The 19,413-nt window shown below is 63.6% G+C and carries 13 protein-coding genes; 9 read left to right on the top strand and 4 right to left on the bottom strand.

Going from position 1 to position 19,413, the window contains the following annotated elements; genetic code table 11:
• Positions 1 to 36: 36 nt before the first annotated feature.
• Both GYH35_RS01555 and hutC read left to right on the top strand, forming a co-directional pair.
• Positions 37 to 1,392 (top strand): formimidoylglutamate deiminase, encoded by a 1,356-nt coding sequence (locus GYH35_RS01555; RefSeq protein WP_161813914.1) that lies wholly within the window; start codon positions 37 to 39, stop codon positions 1,390 to 1,392.
• A gap of 23 nt (positions 1,393 to 1,415) precedes the next feature.
• On the top strand, positions 1,416 to 2,189 hold the full coding sequence (hutC, locus tag GYH35_RS01550) for a histidine utilization repressor (RefSeq protein WP_161814282.1): 774 nt from the start codon (positions 1,416 to 1,418) through the stop codon (positions 2,187 to 2,189).
• Here hutC and GYH35_RS01545 read toward each other — a convergent pair.
• Positions 2,164 to 3,147 (bottom strand): LysR family transcriptional regulator, encoded by a 984-nt coding sequence (locus GYH35_RS01545; protein ID WP_161813915.1) that lies wholly within the window; start codon positions 3,145 to 3,147, stop codon positions 2,164 to 2,166. The genes hutC and GYH35_RS01545 overlap by 26 nt on opposite strands.
• 179 nt (positions 3,148 to 3,326) lie before the next feature.
• On the opposite strand from GYH35_RS01545, the gene GYH35_RS01540 reads away from it, so the two are divergent.
• From GYH35_RS01540 to GYH35_RS01515, 6 genes are all read left to right on the top strand, one after another.
• Positions 3,327 to 4,592 (top strand): cytochrome c, encoded by a 1,266-nt coding sequence (locus GYH35_RS01540; protein WP_235936679.1) that lies wholly within the window; start codon positions 3,327 to 3,329, stop codon positions 4,590 to 4,592.
• Between the two features lie 147 nt (positions 4,593 to 4,739).
• Positions 4,740 to 6,212: a sodium:solute symporter gene (locus GYH35_RS01535; protein ID WP_161813916.1), complete on the top strand. Its 1,473-nt coding sequence runs from the start codon at positions 4,740 to 4,742 to the stop codon at positions 6,210 to 6,212.
• Positions 6,213 to 6,253: 41 nt separating this feature from the next.
• On the top strand, positions 6,254 to 7,987 hold the full coding sequence (locus GYH35_RS01530) for a DUF1592 domain-containing protein (protein ID WP_161827484.1): 1,734 nt from the start codon (positions 6,254 to 6,256) through the stop codon (positions 7,985 to 7,987).
• Positions 7,988 to 7,995: 8 nt separating this feature from the next.
• Positions 7,996 to 9,339, top strand: a complete 1,344-nt coding sequence (locus GYH35_RS01525; RefSeq protein WP_161827483.1) for a DUF1552 domain-containing protein — start codon at positions 7,996 to 7,998, stop codon at positions 9,337 to 9,339.
• A complete protein-coding gene (locus tag GYH35_RS01520; RefSeq protein ID WP_235936678.1) occupies positions 9,336 to 10,685 on the top strand; it encodes a COG4315 family predicted lipoprotein in 1,350 nt (449 codons plus the stop codon). The genes GYH35_RS01525 and GYH35_RS01520 overlap by 4 nt, the downstream gene beginning before the upstream one ends.
• 4 nt (positions 10,686 to 10,689) lie before the next feature.
• Positions 10,690 to 11,793 carry a site-specific integrase gene (locus tag GYH35_RS01515; protein ID WP_161813919.1) on the top strand — a complete coding sequence of 368 codons (1,104 nt, stop codon included), beginning with the start codon at positions 10,690 to 10,692 and terminating at the stop codon, positions 11,791 to 11,793.
• A gap of 6 nt (positions 11,794 to 11,799) precedes the next feature.
• Here GYH35_RS01515 and GYH35_RS01510 read toward each other — a convergent pair whose 3' ends face one another.
• Positions 11,800 to 14,181, bottom strand: coding sequence for a winged helix-turn-helix domain-containing protein (locus GYH35_RS01510; RefSeq protein WP_161813920.1), 2,382 nt, complete (start codon positions 14,179 to 14,181; stop codon positions 11,800 to 11,802).
• A 134-nt stretch (positions 14,182 to 14,315) separates the two neighbouring features.
• Between GYH35_RS01510 and GYH35_RS01505 the strand changes: the two genes are divergently transcribed.
• Positions 14,316 to 14,945 carry a hypothetical protein gene (locus GYH35_RS01505; protein WP_161813921.1) on the top strand — a complete coding sequence of 210 codons (630 nt, stop codon included), beginning with the start codon at positions 14,316 to 14,318 and terminating at the stop codon, positions 14,943 to 14,945.
• On the opposite strand, the gene GYH35_RS01500 is transcribed toward GYH35_RS01505, so the two are convergent.
• The gene (locus tag GYH35_RS01500) at positions 14,831 to 16,264 is read right to left on the bottom strand and encodes an efflux transporter outer membrane subunit (protein ID WP_161813922.1); all 1,434 of its coding nucleotides are present in this window, start codon (positions 16,262 to 16,264) and stop codon (positions 14,831 to 14,833) included. The genes GYH35_RS01505 and GYH35_RS01500 overlap by 115 nt on opposite strands.
• Positions 16,257 to 19,412, bottom strand: coding sequence for an efflux RND transporter permease subunit (locus GYH35_RS01495; RefSeq protein WP_161827482.1), 3,156 nt, complete (start codon positions 19,410 to 19,412; stop codon positions 16,257 to 16,259). Before GYH35_RS01495 ends, GYH35_RS01500 begins: the two co-directional genes overlap by 8 nt.
• Position 19,413 lies beyond the last annotated feature (1 nt).

Genomic DNA, 19,413 nt, shown 5'->3' with positions numbered 1-19,413 from the left:
CAAGGGTCGCGCGCATTTCGCCAGGAGTCCGCATCGATGACTGTTTTGTATACTGAGCAACTGCTCACAGCGGCGGGATGGGTGCAGTCGGCGCGCCTGCACCTTGATGGCGCGCGTATAGCAACGATCGAGCGCGATGTTGCTCCAGGGCCGGGCGACGAGCGACATGACGCGATCGTGCCGGCGATGCCGAACCTGCACAGTCATGCGTTCCAGCGCGGCATGGCCGGCCTCGCCGAAACCCGCGGCCGCAGCGAAGATAATTTCTGGAGCTGGCGCGACATCATGTATCGATTTGCGTCGCGCATGTCGCCGGAGCATCTGCAGGCTATCGCCGCGCAGGCGTACGTCGAAATGCTCGAAGCGGGCTTCGGCCGCGTCGGCGAATTTCACTATGTGCATCACGATGTAGGCGGTCGCCGTTTCGCCGACCCGGCAGAAATGGCGGCTCGCATTGCCGCCGCCGCGGGCGAGACAGGCATCGCGCTGACGCTACTGCCGGTGTTCTATGCTCATTCTTCGTTCGGCGGCAAGGCGCCGAGCGAAGGGCAGAAACGTTTCATTCACGATACTGAAACCTATGCGCGCCTGATCGAGCGCTGCCGCGAAGTGGTCGCGCCCCTGCCGGCGAGCGTGGTCGGGGTCGCGCCGCATAGTTTGCGTGCAGTGACGGCCGAAGAGCTTGCCGAAGTGGTGCGCATGTTGCCGGATGCGCCAGTGCACATTCACATCGCCGAACAGCAGAATGAAGTTCGTGACTGCCTCGCTTGGTCGGGCCTGCGGCCGGTTCGCTGGTTGCTCGGCAATGTCGCCGTGGACTCGCGCTGGTGCCTGGTGCATGCGACTCATGTCGATGCGGCCGAGATCGAGGGCATCGCCCGGAGCGGCGCGACGGTCGGTCTTTGCCCGGTGACGGAGGCGAATCTCGGCGACGGTATTTTTCCCGCAGCGGACTTCGTTGCCGCGGGAGGTCGGTTCGGCGTCGGGACCGATTCGAATGTATGCATCAGTCTGTCAGGTGAATTGTCACTTCTGGAGTACACTCAGCGCCTGTCGCTCGGCAGCCGCAATGTGATCGGCTTGCAAGGCCACTCGACCGGGATGGCGCTGTATCAACGCGCGCTGTCGGGAGGAGGGCGGGCGCTCGGTGCGCCAATGGCGAGCCTGGTCGAGGGCGGGCCCGCCGATCTGGTCAGCCTGTCACGGCAGGAACCGGCCATGATGTGTCGTTCGGGCGATGCGTTGATCGACTCGTGGTTGTTCGCCACGGCGGGCGGCGTCGTCGATTGTGTCTGGGTGAGCGGCATCAAACAGGTCGAGCGCGGCCGACATCGGTCGCGCGACGCGGTGCGCGATGCTTACGGGAAAGCGATGCAGGAGTTGTGCGCTTGAAGGAAACGAAGAAGCGGGTTTCGATGGGCAATGGCGCGGCAGCGACGGCCCGAAGTGACAAACAGAGCGGTGCGGCGACCTCGTTGCATCAGCGCATCTTGTCGGACATTCAGGGCAACATCCTGTCCGGCCGGTGGGAGCCGGGCCAGCGCATTCCGGTCGAGCTGGAGTTGATGGAGCAATACGACTGCTCGCGAATGACGGTCAACAAGGTGCTCACGCAATTGGCGCAGGCCGGCATCATCGAGCGCCGGCGCAAGTTCGGCAGCTTCGTCAGCCGGCCGCACTCGCAGTCGGCGGTGCTGTCGATCCCCGATATCAAGACCGAGGTCGACGCGCTCGGCTTGCCCTACAGGTTCGAAATATTGGAGCGACACAAACGCCGCGCGACACGCGACGACCGCGCGCTGCTGGGCAGCGACGATGCGGCGCCGGTGCTCGAGCTGGTGTGCCGGCATTTCGCGAAAGATCAGCCGTTCTGCGTCGAGTATCGCCTGATCAATCTGCAATCGGTGGCGGGCGCTGCCACGGAACCTTTCGCCGATATCTCTCCCGGCGCGTGGTTATTGCGCCAGGTTCCCTGGAACGTTGCCGAGCATCGCATTCGTGCAGCGGGCGCGAACGCCGAGGAAGCCGCGCGGCTGAAGGTCAAATCGGGCAGCCCGTGTCTGATTGTCGAGCGCACGACGCGCAGCCTCACGTCGGCGATCACATTCGTACGACTGACCTATCCCGGCAATCTGCACGAGCTCGTCGCGACGTTTACGTCACTCACGTCGCCGTCGCGCTCGGCGTAAACGACAGCGCGCTCGTGCAGAGATCCTGCTGTCGCCGGCCGGCGGCGATGAGTGCATTACGAAAATCGGCGCAGCGCTGCCGCTCCAGCGTGCCGCGCTGCCACGCCAGAAAATAAGACTCCGGCAAGTTCAGGCGTCGATCGACGGGGACCACCAGGCGTCCCCGGCGGACGTGCTCGGCGATCATCGAAACCTGGCCGAGCACGAAGCCGCCGCTGTCTTGTGCCGCATCGATCGCCGCGCTCGCGAGCGAGAATGTCAAACGCGCGGGATGCTGCGGTGGGGCGATGCCGGCCGACCATGCCCAGTCGACCCAGGTCGGCGGCGGACGGTGCCGACTGTCCCAGACAATTTCGATCAACGGACACTCGAGAATATCGGCTGCATCTTTGATCGGATGCCGGCGCAGGAACTCCGGCGAGCAGACCGGCACCACTGCGTCACAAAACAACTGCGAAAAGCGTTCGTAGCGGCGCGCATCGGCGCCATAACAAATTCGAAAGTCGATGCCTTCGTCCTGCAACACCGGCTCGCGCTCCGAGCCGATCAGCCGCAGGCTCACCGTGCCGTGACTCGTGCTCCATTCCAATAACAAGCGTTGCAACCACAGCGCGAGCGGCGGCGGAGCGCTGAGCACGATCCCCTGCTTCGCACGGGCGATGTGAAGCCGGTGCTGTGCGCGGCGTAATTCATCGAATGCCGTGCGCACCTGCTCGTAGTACATGCGGCCCCACGACGTAAGCGTGAGCGAGCGGCCATCGCGCTCGAGCAGCCGCGTACCCAACTCACGTTCGATCTTGCGCAGCTGCTGACTGACCGCACCGGAGGAAACGCCCAGCTCGTCCGCCGCCGCAGCTACGCTGCCACGGCGAACGATGGCTTCGAACGCCTGGATCGCGCGCATCGGCGGCAACGCCGCCGCGTCTGTTTCCTGCGTGTCGTACGGTCGGGTGGACATCGGATAAAACGCAACGCGATGGTGCAAACGAAATGAGAAATGCGCCGTTGCGGATCATGATCCGCGCCCGGAAAAAATAATGTACAGGCATTTGAATTGGTTTGTATAGACGTTATAGTCGGGACACATCGGCAACGAAGCCGTGCAGGGGAGTCTGACTGCGATGAATGGGGTACTGCATGGTTCTGGCGAAACTGGCCGCCCGCTCTGCGCTGGCCTTCGCGTGGGGCGCGATGTTCGGTGCGCTGCTGTCAGCCGCGCCGGTGGCAGCCGACAGCGATGAGCGCACGGAGCTCGAGCACGGCGAATATCTGGTCCGCGCCGCCAACTGCGTAAGCTGTCACACGCAACCGGGTGGAGCTGTCTTTGCAGGCGGCGTGCCATTCCCAACAGATTTCGGCACGATCTATTCGACCAACATCACGCCGGATGAAGCCACCGGCATCGGCGGCTGGAGCTTCGAGCAATTCGAGGCGGCCATGCGCGGCGGCGTACGTCCCGACGGCCAGCATCTGTATCCGGCTTTTCCTTATCCCAGCTTCACGAAGATCGACGACGCGGACCTGCGCGCACTGTACGCGTACTTCATGAATCTCAAGCCTGTGACCGCGCCGGCCAGGGAAAACGAGCTGAAGTTTCCATATAGCCAGCGCAGCCTGCTCGGCATGTGGAAGTCGATGTACTTCGACGCAGGCCGCTTCGTCGCCGACGCGGGCCGCTCGGCGCAATGGAATCGCGGCGCTTATCTGGTCGAAGCATTGGCCCACTGCAGCGCCTGCCATTCGCCGCGCAATTTCATGGGCGCCGAGCAAGCTCACTCGCTCTACACGGGCGGCGTTCTACAGGAGATCGATGAAGAACGGGGCCCTGTCGTGCGCGGTGCTCCCAATCTCACACCGTCGCCGCAAGGCCTCGGCGCATGGTCGGAAGACGACATCGCCGCTTATTTGAAGCTGGGCAGCAATACGCGCACGCATTTGATGGGGACCATGAACGAGGTGGTGTTGAACAGCACCCGACATCTCTCCGAAGCGGACACGCGCGCGATGGCCGTGTACCTGAAGAGTCTGCCGGCGAAGGCGCAAAGCAACGCTCGTCCGAGCGAGAAAGTCATGGAGCTCGGCGCCAAGCAGTACGACATCCATTGCGGCACGTGTCATCTGCCGACCGGGCAGGGCTCGGTGGACACCGGTCCTTCGCTGGCTGGCAGCGCGTTTGCACAGGCTCCCGAGGCATCGTCGCTGATCGATCTGGTGCTCAATGGCCCGCGGCTGCCGGTCGAGCCGCCGTCGAAAGAATGGCGCATGCACGCGTGGCAGGCGATGCCTGCCTTCGCTCAGAAGCTCAGCGACGAACAAGCCGCGGCTCTGCTGACCTTCGTGCGCAATTCATGGGGCAATGCCGCTGGCGAGGTCGTGCCGAAGGACATCGATAGGCTTCGATGACGTCATAAGTGGTGCGTGGCGCTTGCCATGCGCACCGCTGTTGGGCAGTCAAGCGCGGCGTTTAGCCCCGCTAAATGATGTCGGCCCGGCGCTCATTGATAGCGGCTGGCCTGTTTGAACAGACTCCAATTCGAGGCATGGGTGACGATGGATCTACTGGTAATTGCTCTGTACATGGCCGGGATGATCGGCATCGGCTGGTACGCGAAAACGCGTGCGCGTACGCAGGCCGACTTTCTCGTCGCTGGCCGGCGGCTCGGGCCCGTGCTCTACGCCGGAACGCTCGCCGCGCTGGTGATGGGCGGCGGTGCGACGCTTGGCGGCATCGGCCTCGGTTATCAGCATGGGTTGTCGGGTGTATGGCTGGTGTTCTCGATGTCCGCCGGCGTGGCGCTCATCAGCCTGGTGCTCGCGCCGCTGATCAATCGGCTGCGGGTCTACACGGTCAGCCAGATGCTGGAGCTTCGCTACGGTGAGATGGGGACCGTGGTGTCGGGCATCGTGATGTTGGCCTATACCTTGATGATCGCCGTGACTTCGACGATTGCCTACGGCGCCATCTTTTCCGTGCTGTTCGATATCGAGAAGGTGCCGGCGATTCTGATCGGCAGCAGCGTCGTGATCCTGTACTCCGTGCTGGGCGGCATGTGGTCGATCACGTTCACCGACATCGTGCAGTTCGTGCTCAAGACGCTCGGGATGTTCTTCATTCTGTTGCCGATGGCGTTGTACAGCGCCGGTGGCTTCGCCGGCTTGCAGGCGCGGCTGCCGCCCGAAGCGTTCGACTGGACCGCGATCGGCGCCGGCAAGATCTTCACCTACGTCGTCCTGTACGTGCCGACGATGGTCATCGGCCAGGATCTCTGGCAGAGAGTCTTCACGGCGCGCAGCGACTCCGTTGCGCGCTGGGCAGGCCTGGCCGCCGCCGGATATGGATTTGCGTATGGCATCGCCGGTGCTCTGATCGGCATGGCCGCGAAAGTGCTGCTCCCCGGTCTCGAAGGCCGCGATCAGGTGTACACCGAAATCGTTCGGCACGTGTTACCGGTGGGATTGGCCGGTCTGGTCGTCGCCGGCGCCTTGTCCGCGATCATGTCGACCTCGAGCGGAGCATTGATCGCCACCGCCACGGTAGCGAAAGAAGACGTGCATGGCCGGCGCCGCGACGGCGCCGGCGATCAGCACGACGAAGTGCGTCACAGCCGCATCTATATCGTCATATTCGGCGTCGTGATGGCAGTGATCGCCTGTCTGCTGCAAGACGTGATCGCCGGTTTGACGATCGCCTCGGACATCCTGGTCGGTGGATTGATGGTCGCCGTGCTCGGCGGCATGGTGTGGCGACGCGCGACGGCGCGGGGCGCGATCGCGAGCATTTTCGCCGGCGTGGCTGGCACGCTGGGCACGATGGCCGTGCTGGGCGACATCTACGCAAATCTTCCTATTTATATCGGGTTGGTCGCCAGCCTGACTTTTTTCATCGGCGGCAGCTTGTTCGATGCGCCCACACCGGCGGCGGTGCTTGCTCGCTGGGATGAGCGCGTGCGCGTGCAGTCGCGTCCGTCCGGCGAGGAAACATTGAGCGAGGGCGTCGATTCGCTGGAGCGTGCCCGGCCGTGACTGCTCCGCTGACCCGAAACAACCAGCTTCAGAGGTTTTGAATGCGGCGACGAGTGCGTGTATTTGCGGTCGGCGTGGTGGCGGTGGCGGCCATCGGCGCGACCGCTGCCGTGGGCGTAATGAACAGCAATCGCGAGCCGGAGTCGAAGGGCACGCCGGCATCGCTGCGGTTGCTGACCGAGCAGCAGTACTTGAACACGATGATGTATGTGTTCGGGCCGAACGTGCGACCGACGGCGAACTTCGCCGCCGTGCCTCGCGTCGATGGCTTGCTCAACAGCGGCACCGCCCTGGCCGGCATCACCGATACTCAACTGGAGATCTATCAAAAGACGGCGGGGAAGGTCGCGGCCGAGATCGTGCGCGAGGAAAGTCGCGGGTATCTCGTGCCTTGCACGCCGGCGGCAACCGATGCGGCCGATCCGGAATGCGCGCGAAGCTTTCTTGCGCAGGTGGGGCCGCTTCTGTATCGACGGCCGGTGCCGCCCGAGCGTCTCGAAGCGCTCGTCGCGGGAGCGAACCAGGCCGCCGACTCATTGAAAGATTTCTATCAGGGCCTGAGCGTCGCGATCGAAGGATTGTTGCTCAGTCCGAGCGTGCTGCTGGTCGCCGAGCATGCCGAGCCCGATCCCGACCGCCCCGGCGAGCAGCGCTTGGATGCTTACTCGCTTGCGACGCGTCTGAGCTTGTTCCTGTGGAATGCCGCGCCCGATGCAGAGCTGCTGAAGGCGGCCGGCAGCGGCGAGCTGCATACTCGCAAAGGGCTCGAGCGCGAGGTGGATCGCATGCTCGCGAGCCCGCGCCTGGAAACCGGTGTGCGCGCATTGTTCGACGACATGTTCGCCTTCGAGCAGTTCGCGACCCTGGCGAAGGACAATTTGATCTATCCGATCTTCTCCGGCGAGACCGCCGTCGACGCGCGCGAGCAGACATTGCGCACCGTGGTCGATCATCTGGTCACGCGCCGGCAGGACTATCGCGATCTGTTCACGTCGCGACAGACGTTCATGTCGCCGTCGCTCGCGCCGATCTATCAAGTGCCCGCGCCCGGTCCAGGTTGGGAGCCGTTCGAATTTCCGGCCGGCAGTCCGCGCGCCGGTCTGCTGACCCAGATCAGCTTCCTCGCGCTGCATTCGCATCCAGGACGCAGCTCGGCGACGATGCGCGGCAAGGCATTGCGTGAAGTGTTCCTGTGTCAGGTAGTGCCGAAGCCGCCGCCGAACGTCGATTTCTCCGCGATTCAGAATCCCGATCCAAACATCAAGACGGCGCGCGAGCGTGTGAATTTCCATCTGCAGGATCCAGGCTGCGCTGGCTGTCATCGCATCACCGATCCGATGGGACTGACGATGGAGGCGTTCGACGGCTCCGGCGTTTTCCGCCATGCCGAGAACGACGCGCCGATCGACACCAGCGGCAATCTCGATGGCGTCGAGTTCACCGACGCTGCGGGTCTCGGCGAGGCGCTGCGTGACAATGCGCAACTGCCCTGGTGCATGGTCCGCCGTGCCTTCGCCTATGGCACCGGGACGCCCAGCGATGAGAACGACCGACGCGTGCTGGAGTATCTGGCCGACGAGTTCGCGGAGGACGGCTATGTGGTGCCGGACCTGCTGCGTGAGATTGCGCTCAGCCGTGCGTTCAGCAAGGTGCATCCGCGTCGCGAGCGCGTGGTCCATCCATTGCCCGACCTGAAGTCGGCGCAGCGTCCGTCACAGCTGACGGCAGCCGCCGAGCCCGTCGCGACCGCCCCGCAAACTCTGACATCGAGGTAGCTCATTCCATGAAAGCCAAGAAGCTCAGTCGACGACGCATGCTGCGCGGGATGTTGGGCGGCGCCGCGGTTGCCGTAGGCCTGCCGCTGCTCGATTGTTTCTTGAACGATAACGCGACGGCGCTGGCCGACGGCCGGCCGATGCCGGTGCGTTTCGGTACCTGGTTCTGGGGCCTGGGCGCGACCAACAACATCTTTGTGCCGCAGAGCACTGGCACGAGCTATGACATTCCGGAGCAGCTTGCGCCTGTCGCGCGGGTGCGCGAGCACGTCAATCTGATCACGAATCTCACCGCCTTCCGCGATGGCGAGCCGAACCTTTGTCACTATTCCGGATGGGTCATCGGCCGCACCGGCGCCGCGCCGAAGTCCGGCGGACAGCGGCCGGGCGAAACCATCGACATCACGATCGCCAATCAGATCGGACGCACGACGCGGTTTCGCACGCTGACCGCGGCCGCGACCGGCGACTTTCGCAACACCGTCAGCTACGAAACGCCGAATGCGCCGAATCCGCCGGAAATCTCGCCGATGGATTTCTACGCACGCCTGTTCGGCGCCGATTTCCAGGATCCGAACTCGCCGGAGTTCAAGCCGAATCCGCGTCTCATGGCTCGTCGCAGTGTGCTCTCCGGTGTGATGGGCGAGATCAAATCGCTGGAGAAGTCCGTGGGTGCTCCGGATCGCGAGCGCCTCGATCAATACTTCAGCGGCCTGCGGCATCTGGAGCATCAGTTCGACCAGCAGCTCACCCGGCCGGAGCCGATCGCCGCTTGTCATGCGCCGCCGAAGCTGACGAGCGAGTCGGCGATGGGCGGCGAGGCGGACATGGTGAAAGTCCGGCATCGCATGATGACCGACCTGATGGTGATGGCGATCGCCTGCGATCAGACCCGAGTGTTCAACATGAGCTATTCGAATGCGCAGGCGAACACGACGCGCGCCGGCTTCGACAAGCCGCATCATACGACCACTCACGAGGAGCCCATCGACGGCACGCTCGGCTATCAACCTCACTGCGCCTGGTTCGCGCATCGCGCGATCGAGGAATGGGCTTACTTCGTCGAGGCCTTCACGAAGGTTCGCGAAGGCGCGGGCACGCTGCTCGACAACGTGCTGATCTATGCGAACACCGATCACGGCGATGCACGCATTCATTCGCTCGACAAGCTGGTGGCGTTCACGGCGGGTCGCGGCGGCGGCCGGGTGAAGACCGGCTTGCACGTGAATGCGCAGGCGACCGGCGTCTCGCGAGTCGGCTACACGATGCTGCGGACCATGGGCGTCGACGTTCCGACCTGGGGCAGCAAGAGCAATATGACTTCCAGTCCTCTCAGCGAGATCCTGGTGTGAGCGGTTCATATATTCGCAACGTGTTGCCGGTGCTCGCGACCCTTTGGCTGTCGGCCCCGGCGCTGGCGGCGACGCCGCAGACGGAATCGTACGAGCCCGTGCCGATGCCGCCGGGATTCCAGGTCGTGGTCAGCGAGCTGGAAGGCCCGGTCTTCGCGGACGCTCGAGGTCACACTCTGTATCAATGGCCTGTGAAGCCGTTGCGCAACGGCGCGGTCGGCGAGCGCAAGGGGCAGCCGACCTGCGACAACACCAGATACACGGTCAACTCCGGGCTGATGAGTCCGTATCCGCCGGGCCTGGAATTGCCGGAAGTCGAGACCCGGCCGAGCTGTCTCGAGGTATGGCCGGCGGTGATCGCCGACCAGGATGCGAAGCCGATCGGCAAGTGGACCGTCATCGGGCGCAAGGATGGGATTCGTCAGTGGGCGTACGATGGCTACGCGCTGTACACCTCGGTGCTCGACGAACAACCCGGCGATGTGAACGGCGGCACACGGCGCAAAACTGGCGGGGACGGGCCGGGCACTCGCAAGCCGGTGGGGCCGCCGCCGATGGTGCCGCCGCAATTCGAGATCGTGCCGCTGCTCTCGGGTCGCCTGCTGGTGACGAGCGAAGGCAATTCGGTTTATGCGTTCGCGAAAGACAGCCCGGGCAAATCGAATTGTTACGGTCCCTGCGCGCACGCATGGAAACCCATTCCCGCGCCGGCGTATGCGAAGGCTCGTGGCGAGTTCACGATCATCGAACGGGAGCCCGGCATCCGCCAGTGGGCGTTCCGGCAACAACCGTTATATACGCGCGTGGCGGACGAGTTCTTCCATAGCCAGCGCGGCAGCGACGAGCCGGGTTGGAGCAATGTTTATACGCAGCGTGCCCCCGAGCCACCGTCGGACTTCACGGTGCAGGACACCTACTCGGGCATCGTGTTGGCGGACAGTCGCGGCAAGACCGTCTATGTCTACAACTGCGGCGACGACGCGCTCGATCAGCTTGCTTGCGACCATCCTGACTCGCCGCAGGCGTATCGACTGACGGTGTGCGGCGGCGGCGATCCCAAGCGCTGTCTGGAGACCTTTCCGTACGTGACCGCCGCCGAGAACGCCAAGAGCACCAGCCGTTTGTGGAGCGTGATGTTCATCGACCCCGTGACCGGCAAGGTCGCGAAGCCTCAGCAGGCGGGCGCGCTGCGCGTGTGGGCATTCCGCAAGCGGCCCGTTTATACGATGTGGCGCGATCGCGGACCCGGCGAGCTGCATGGCGACAGCTGGGGCGAATTCTACGGCTACCGGAACGGCTACAAAGCATTCTGGTTGCGCGACGACTACGACAACAACGCGGAGTGACACCATGATCGACGTTCGTTCGCTGCCGAAAGTGGCGCTCGCGGCGCTGGCACTGCCGCTGTTGACAACAGCCGCGTCGCCGCCGGCCAAGGAAACAAAAACGGCGGCCGCCGTTGCCGCAGATTGGGCGCCGCCGGGCGGACGCATCGGTTATGTGCTGTGGGACGAGTACTGGGGCATCCGCGAGACCGAAGGCGGCAAGGAAGAATGTCCGAAAGGCTGGAATATCGGGCCCCGCGAGCAGTTCGCGATCCTCTATCCGGACCAGGGCAAGAAGCGCAAGTTGGTCGATACGCAGCTGGCCTATGAATCTCAGGTCTGGTTCCCGGATACCGAGCCAGACGGGTTCGAGTATCACGAGGCCACCGGCAAGTACGCGCTGGGCATCGATCTCGATGGCAAGAGCTCGCCCGAGGACTTCGTCAGCGACGACGGCCGCACCGGCATCGATAATCAGCTGTTCCGGGTCGTCGGCTGCGTGCGCAACTATCGCAAGGAAGGCGAGCTCGGCATCATCACGACCAAGTGGCGTCAGCAGAATCGCTTCAATCGGGTCGTGTTCGAGCTGAGCAACGTCGACAGCCTCAAGAACGATCCGGACGTCGATGTTGCCTATTTCCGCACGCTGGATCATTTGCTCGCCGATTCGACCGGACACTTCCTGCCCGGCGGCTCGCAACGCATCGACACGCGCTTCGGCAAGCGCTTCCAGGCCAGCACCAAGGGCCGCATCGTCGACGGTGTGCTCGAGACCGACCCGGTAGACCTGGAGCTGCCGGAGCTGGCGCTGTCCGATCCGTCCATCATCAAGTTCAAGGGCACGAAGCTGCGGCTGACCTTGACGCCGGAGAAAGCCGAGGGTGTGCTCGGCGGCTACGCGGACATCGAGCAGTGGTTCTACGCGATGAACACGTCGTGGGCGACCCACCACGCCAGTTACGGTCAGGCTTCGGCGCCCTCCATTTACCGCGCGCTACGCCGGCTCGCCGACGGTTATCCCGATCCGAAGACCGGTGAGAACACTGCGATCTCTGCGGTGATGGATATCAAGCTGGTGCAGGTATACGTGTTGCATCCGGACGCCGAGAGCCTGATGTCGGCGCGCTGAGATGCTTCAACTTCGTTTCGGCACTGCGCCGCTGCTTCGCATCTTTTCGAGCAGCGCGCGCTGCTGGTCGCGATGTGCGCGGGCCTGCGCGGCGAGTGATTGGAAGCGCGGGTCTGTGCGGATTCCAGAATAGATAGGGTCGAGCTCGGCGGTGTACCACCAGCCGGCATATCGGCCCATCTTCTGACTGGCAGCGAGCTCGGTCAGAGCTCGTTCATTCTCTCCAAGCATCGCGAAGGCTGCAGCACGTTCCCACGCGAACATGTGCGGGGGACGTCCGATCTGCTCCGCGTCCAGTTGTTCGAGCAGCGACGTCAGAACGTCACGCCCGCGACGCGCCTCGCCGGCCAATATCAGAACATGTGCATAGGTGAGCACCAGGCCGCGATTGCGCATCAGCGAAGAGCCTGAAAACTGCAGTGTCATGCGCTCGATGAGATCCAGGGCAGGGGCGAAGTTGCGCGTGAGAATCGCCTCGTCCCGAAGCGCATTGGCAGTAGGCCAATACCAACCCACCAACTCCTGATGGACCGCATGCAGCCGCGCCTCGTCGTTGAGAAGGCTGGAGGCGGACGCTGGCGGTAACCATTCACTCACGACGCTGCGAGCCATTTCCGCCGCGCGTTGGCTGTCGCGCTGATATATCGGTATGGAAAGCCACGTATCCTTCGCACCCAGCTTCGTGGGCGGCCGGGCTTCGCGCATCAATGCCGACGCGGCCGTGAGGTCGCCCACTTCCAGATACAGCTCGGCGATGAGCGCATCGGCCCAATGTGAGTCTGTATCGACCGTCTTGGCTCGCTCCATGAGTCGGATGGCGTCCGCAAAATCGCCGTGCCAGATGTATTCGGCATTCGCCAGATCGCGCAGCGCGGTCGGAAAATCAGGTTGGATCTCCAGGGCCTCGTGCAGCAGTTGCTCCATCGCTGCGAGGTCGCTTCGCGTCGCAAGAACCAGTTGCGCCTTGCGCCAACACAACGTCGCCGAAAGTGGATCGATGCGCCGAGCGCGATCGATGAGCTCCAGGGCCTCGCCGCGCCGGCCTTGGCTGAACAGAAAATCCGAGTAACGAATGTAGTTTTCGTCATAGCTCGGCGCGAGCTGCAGGGCGCGTCGATACATTTCCTCCGCTCGGACCGGATCTGGCGTGAGGCGCGCGCGCTGTGCCCAAACGGGACCGAGTGCAGGGTTCAGCTCGATCGCGCGGTCGAACGCTTGGCCCGCCTGCTGGGTAAGCTCCTCCGTCATTCTCCTTGCGCCGAGATCCGCAGCGAGCAGCAGCGCTTGGCCATACGCGAAGTAGCCACGAGCAAAGGACGGATCGAGTGTGGTCACGCGCGAGAAGATGACGGCTGCCTGCTCGGCGTCAGCAGCTCGAAACGTCGACATGAGCTGTTGCCCGCGCAGGTACAGCTCGTACGTCGACAGTTCCGTCGGAACATCCAGGGCAGTACTGCCGGCCTTGCTGAACGCAATCTGCAGTGACTTCGCCGTCTGTTCGACGACCGCCTCATGGACCGCGGCGAGTTGCTCGACCGGCTGCTCGAAAGTTCTCGACCACATCGGCGAGCCGGATTCGACATCCAAGAGCGTGACGCTCATCCGTACCCGGTCAGGTGCGCGTGACACCTCGCCTCGGAGCAAATAACGCGCGTGCACCTTGCGAGCGACGGCGTCGAGGTCTTGTTCTGACTGCATGGCGTTCACCACCGAGCCGCTCGCGATGACCACCAGGTTTTGGAGCGCCGACAGCCGGGTGCGCAGCAGGTCGGTGACGATGGGCGCAAGCGTCTGGGTCGCGGAGTCCTGGGTCACCGGCGCAAAGGGCGCGACGACAATCGCACGGCTATCGAGCGCGGCCGCGGGCGTGGATATTCCGACTGACTGCGACGGTCTGGAATTGCGAAACACCAGCGTGGCGCCGCTGCCGAGCACGACGACCAGGAGGGCGGCAATCGCCCAACGCAGATAGGTGGGCCGACGGTCTTTCAGATCTGAGATCGGCTGGACCGAGGGTACTTGTGGCTCGGCTGCAACGCTGGCGACGCGTTCGACCGGCGCGACCAGTCGATAGCCTTTTCGAGGAACGGTCGCGATGAACGTCGGTTCGGGATCCGTGTCGCCGAGCAACTTTCGCAACTGCGAGATCGCCTGGTAGACGGAGGCGGAACCGACGACCACGCCTGCCCAGACCGTGTCGAGCAATTCTCGCGAACTCACCACCTGCCCAGGGTTCTCGGCCAGGCGCACCAGCAAGCGCATGGTGCGGGGCTCGAGTCGGACGACTTCCCCGTCACGCGAAATCTGATCCAGCGCCGGCTCGACCCGCCACGCGCCCACTCGAAAGGATGCGTCGTTGAGCACCGATGAAGGCCGTTCAGCTGCCATTTGCTGAGTATACGGCTGCCGTTTCGTCCTCAGGGATCCCTCAACAAAGCCCTGAGAAATCCTTGTGCCAATCCTCAGGAAACCCTTAGGCATGGCTGAGGATTCGCGGGCGCCTCGCGCGGCACAAGTGCGCCATGAACGTCGCATATCGTGTGTTCCTGGCGGTTGTGCTGATCGCGACCGCGCCACGCAGCGGTGCGCAGAGCAATGAGTCCGAATGCTTGCGCAAAGAGGTCGAGGCTCATGTGCTGGAGCAGTTCGCCATTTACGGACCGAAGTCGGCGAATCATGAATACTTCGGCTTCGTCTACCTGCATGACGGTATCCTCAGCAGCGCCGTGACTCGCAGTCGACCGTGCCACGCTGCGAAATGCGTGGTGGACAGCGCTGAGGCGCTCCGCTCGATGCCGCGATCGGCCAAGGTGCTCGGCGAGTGGCACACCCATCCCCATGGCGGTTCGCCGGGGCTGTCCAAAGAGGACGTGCGCGGGGCTTACAACAATCGTCACATCAGTTGCTATCAGGCGTTCTACAGCGCACCTGGCGGGGCGATCTACACCTGGAGCCCGAATCAGATGTCGGTTCCAGTCGCGATGGCGTCGCGAGCGTCGGTTGGCAACTATAAGGAGGCGCCCGCAGGCCTGGCGGGCTACTCCTCGCCGGCGAGCCCACCCCCCAGTACGCGATACAACGTCACGACGTTATCGCTCGCCGTAAGACGAGCGGACACTAGCGACTTCTCCGCGTTGTACAACGTGCGCTGAGCATCCAGGGCATTGAGGAACGTATCCACGCCCTTGGTGTAACGCGCTTCCGCCAGCTGATAGCTGTCCGCGGCCGCATCGACCAACGCGCGTTGAGCGCTCAGTTGATCCTGGATCGTGCCGCGAATGGCGAGGGCGTCGGCCACTTCTTTGAAGGCCGTCTGAATCGCGAGCTCATACTGCGATACATACAAGTCTCGCTGCGCCTTCGCGTACGAGAGATTCGCGACGTTCGCGCCGCCTTGGAAAATGGGCAGCACGAGGTTCGGCGCCACCGACCAAATGGACGTACCGTCGTCGAACAGATCCGACAGCTCCGGGCTCGCCAGTCCTGTGCTCGCCGTCAGCGACAAGCGAGGAAAGAACGCCGCGCGCGCCGCGCCGATATTTGCATTGGCAGATTGCAGTTGATGCTCCGCCTGTAATACATCGGGCCGTGCCAGCAGCACCGACGACGACAAGCCCGCGGGTACATCCGCCAGCCAGTCGTGATTCTCGGGCAGCTCGGCCGGCAACAGCTCATCCGGAATGCGAGCGCCGGTCAGCAACTCCAGTGCATTTCGATCCTGCGCGATCAGCGCCGTCGTGCTCGCGAGATCCACTCGGGCCTGTTGATAAACCGTCTCAGCCTGCCGCACATCGAGTCGCGAGGACACGCCGGCTTCGAGACGCTTCTGCGTCACTTCCATTGTGCGCTGGGCGCTTTCGACAGTTCTCCGAGCCAGCTCATAGCGACTGTTATCCGCCGCCAATGTGAGATAAGCGCTCGCTGTTTCCGCGATCAAGCTGATCTGCGTCGCGCGACCCGCTTCGGCGGTGGCGAGGTAGGACTGTAGAGCTGCGTTGGACAAGCTGCGCACGCGACCGAACAAGTCGATCTCGAACGCGCTCAGGCCGACGCTGGCCGAGTAGAACTCGTTTTCGAAGGCACGGCTGCCGTCCGCGCCGCCGAGGCCACCGAACGTGTTCAGGCTCTTCTGTCGCGTGCCGCTGAGCTCGCCATCCAATTTCGGGAACAGGTCGGAGCGCTGAATCCGATACTGCGCGCGTGCTGACTGGATATTCGCCAGCGCGCTGCGCAGGTCGCGGTTGTTCGCGAGCGCCTGCTCGATGACCTTTTGTAACTTCTGATCGCGAATGAACTCGCGCCACGGCAGATCCGCCGCAGTCTTCTCGCTTGCCTGCGCAGGATCGTAAGCTGCGCCGCTGGGCCAAGCATCGGGGACCGGAGCGGCGGGGCGCTCGTAGCGAGGCGCCATCGTGCAGCCAGTCAGCACCAGCGAGATTGCGGCGGCGAGAGTGAGGGCGTGCTTACGCATGTTGAGCTCCTTCGCTCTGCACGCCACCTTCGGGCGCCGGTGCGGTGACCGGGCGATCCTTGAACAGCTTGCGGACCAGAACGAAGAACAAAGGCACCAGGAAGATGGCGAGAACGGTCGCGGTCAACGTGCCGCCGACCACGCCGGTGCCGATGGAAATGCGGCTGTTCGCGCCCGCGCCGGTCGACACGGCAAGTGGCATCACGCCCGCGACGAACGCCAGCGACGTCATGATGATGGGGCGCAAGCGCAAGCGCGCAGCTTCGATGGCTGCATCCACCAAGCCCGTGCCCCGTAAGTACGCCGCTTCGGCGAACTCCACGATCAGAATCGCGTTCTTCGCGGACAAGCCGATGGTCGTCAGCAGCGCGACCTGGAAGTACACATCGTTCTCCAGGCCACGCAGCGTCGCGCCGAGCACGGCGCCGATGACGCCGAGCGGAATCACGAGCATCACCGACAGCGGCACCGACCAGCTTTCATACAAGGCCGCGAGACACAGAAACACGACCAGGATGGAGATGCTGTAGAGCAGAGCCTTCTGTCCGCCGGCCAGGCGTTCCTGATACGACAGGCCGCTCCAATCGAAGCCCGCGCCGGGCGGCAGCTGGCCGACCAGTTCTTCCATCTTGTCCATCGCGGTGCCCGAGCTGACGCCCTGGGCGGCCTGGCCCTGGATCGAATAGGAAGCCAGACCGTTATAGCGGCTCAGATTTTCCGGACCGTAGGTCCAGTTGGTGGTCGCGAACGCGGAGAAGGGCGTCATCGTGCCGGACTCGCTGCGCACGTACCACTGCGCCAGGTCTTCCGGCGACGAGCGGAACGGCGCATCGGCTTGCATATAAACGCGCTTGACGCGGGCACGGTCGATGAAGTCATTCACATACACGCCGGCCCAGGCGGCGCTCAGCGATGTATTGACATCGGCGAGCGACAAGCCGAGCGAGCTGGCCTTCGCCTGATCGACATCGATATGCAGTTGCGGCGTGTCCGGCAAGCTGCCGAGGCGCACCGCCGTGAGCGTTGCATCCGCATGCGCGAGGCCCATGAGCTGATCGCGCATCTGTCGCAGCGTTTCGCGACTGACGCCCGCATTGGCCTGCAACTGGAACTCGAAACCGCCCGATTGACCGAGGCCGGCGATCGACGGCGGATTGAGCGAGAAGATCTGAGCATCGCGCACCGTAGACAGCGCCATGGTCGCGCGCTGCGCGATCATGTCCGCACGGTTCTTCACGCCTTTGCGGTCCTTCCAGTTCTTCAGGTTGACGAACGCCATGCCGGCGTTCTGGCCGCTGCCGCTGAAGTTGAAACCGGACACCGTGAACATCGTGTTGACGTTGTCTTTCTCGGTCTCGAGGAAATGTTTCTCGATGCGCTTGGCCACTTCGAGCGTGCGGCTCACCGAGGCGCCGGCGGGCAGCGTGAATTGCACCATCACCTGGCCCTGATCTTCGGTGGGCAGGAAGCCGGTCGGCAGGCGCAGCAGCAGCAGCGCCATCACCAGGGTGATCGCGCCGAAGACCAGCATTCCTTGCAGCGGACGCTTGAGCACTTTGACGACGCCGTGCTCGTAGCGATTGACCGCCCGATCGAAGGTGCGATTGAACCAACCGAAGAAGCCACGATGTTCCGGCTCGCCGTGATGCGGCTTGAGAATCTGCGCGCACAACGCCGGCGTGAGAATCAGCGCGACCACGACGGACAGGAGCATCGACGACACGATCGTGATCGAGAACTGCCGATAGATGACGCCGGTCGAGCCGCTGAAGAACGCCATTGGCAGGAACACCGCCGACAGCACGGTTGCGATGCCGATCAGCGCGGGCGTGATTTCGCCCATGGATTTCAGCGTGGCCTCGCGCGGACCGAGGCCTTCCTCGCGCATGATGCGCTCGACGTTTTCCACCACCACGATGGCGTCGTCCACCAGCAGACCGATGGACAGCACCATCGCGAACATGGTCAAGGTGTTGATGGAATATCCGAACACCTCCAGCACGCCGAACGTGCCGAGCAGCACGACCGGCACGGCGATCGCGGGAATCAATGTCGCGCGCCAGTTCTGCAGGAACACGAACATCACGATGACCACCAGGACGATGGCTTCGACCAGCGTCTTCACCACTTCCTCGATGGAGATCTTGATGAACGCCGTGCTGTCGCGAGGGAACGAAACTGCGTAGCCCTGCGGCAGGGCGGACTTCAATTCCTCAACCACCTGGCGGACGCCTTCGGCAGTGGTGAGTGCGTTTGCACCGGGGGCGAGTTTCACCGCGAGACCCGACGCGGGATGGGCGTTCGCACGAGGCACGGCATCGTAACTTTCGCTGCCGAGCTCGACACGCGCGACATCGCCGAGCCTTACAGTCGCGCCGCTGGGATCGTGCTTGACGATGATGGCGCGGAATTGATCCGGCGTTTGCAGCTTCGACTGCGCCGTCACGGTCGCATTGAGCTGCTGTTCGGGGGCCGATGGCATGCCGCCGATCTTGCCCGCCGACACCTGGGTGTTCTGCGATTCGATGGCCGAGCGCACATCGCTGGGCATGAGGTTGTAGGAAAGCAGCTTGTTGGGATCGAGCCAGATGCGCATCGCATACTGCGCGCCGAACACCTGCACGCCGCCGACGCCGTGCACGCGGGCGATCGGATCCTGCATGTTGCTGACGAGGAAGTCGGCGAGGTCGCTGGCGTGAGCGGTATCGGTCAGGTCCGAGACCGCCACGATCATCAGAAAGTCATTCTGCGACTTGGTGACGTTGACGCCTTGTTGCTGGACCGAGGAGGGCAGACGCGGCAGCGCCTGTTGCACCTTGTTCTGAACCTGCACCTGCGCCGTATCCGGATTGGTGCCTTGCTCGAAAGTGACTTGAATGCTGGATTGACCGTTCGAGCTGCTCGACGACGAGAAATACAGCAGGCCGTCGAGACCGGTGAGCTGCTGCTCGATGATCTGCGTGACGCTGTTTTCGACCGTCTCCGCCGAAGCGCCGATATACGTCGCGTTGATGGCGACGGTCGGCGGCGCGACGTCCGGATATTGAGCGACCGGCAGCGTGGTGATCGCCGCCGTGCCGGCCAACATGATGACGATGGCGATCACCCACGCAAAGATGGGGCGCCCGACGAAAAATTTGGCGAGCATG

Origin of the sequence: Steroidobacter agaridevorans, from assembly GCF_009932555.1 — a bacterium.
Classification (GTDB): domain Bacteria; phylum Pseudomonadota; class Gammaproteobacteria; order Steroidobacterales; family Steroidobacteraceae; genus Steroidobacter; species Steroidobacter agaridevorans.
This window is presented reverse-complemented; position numbering and strand designations above follow the sequence as displayed.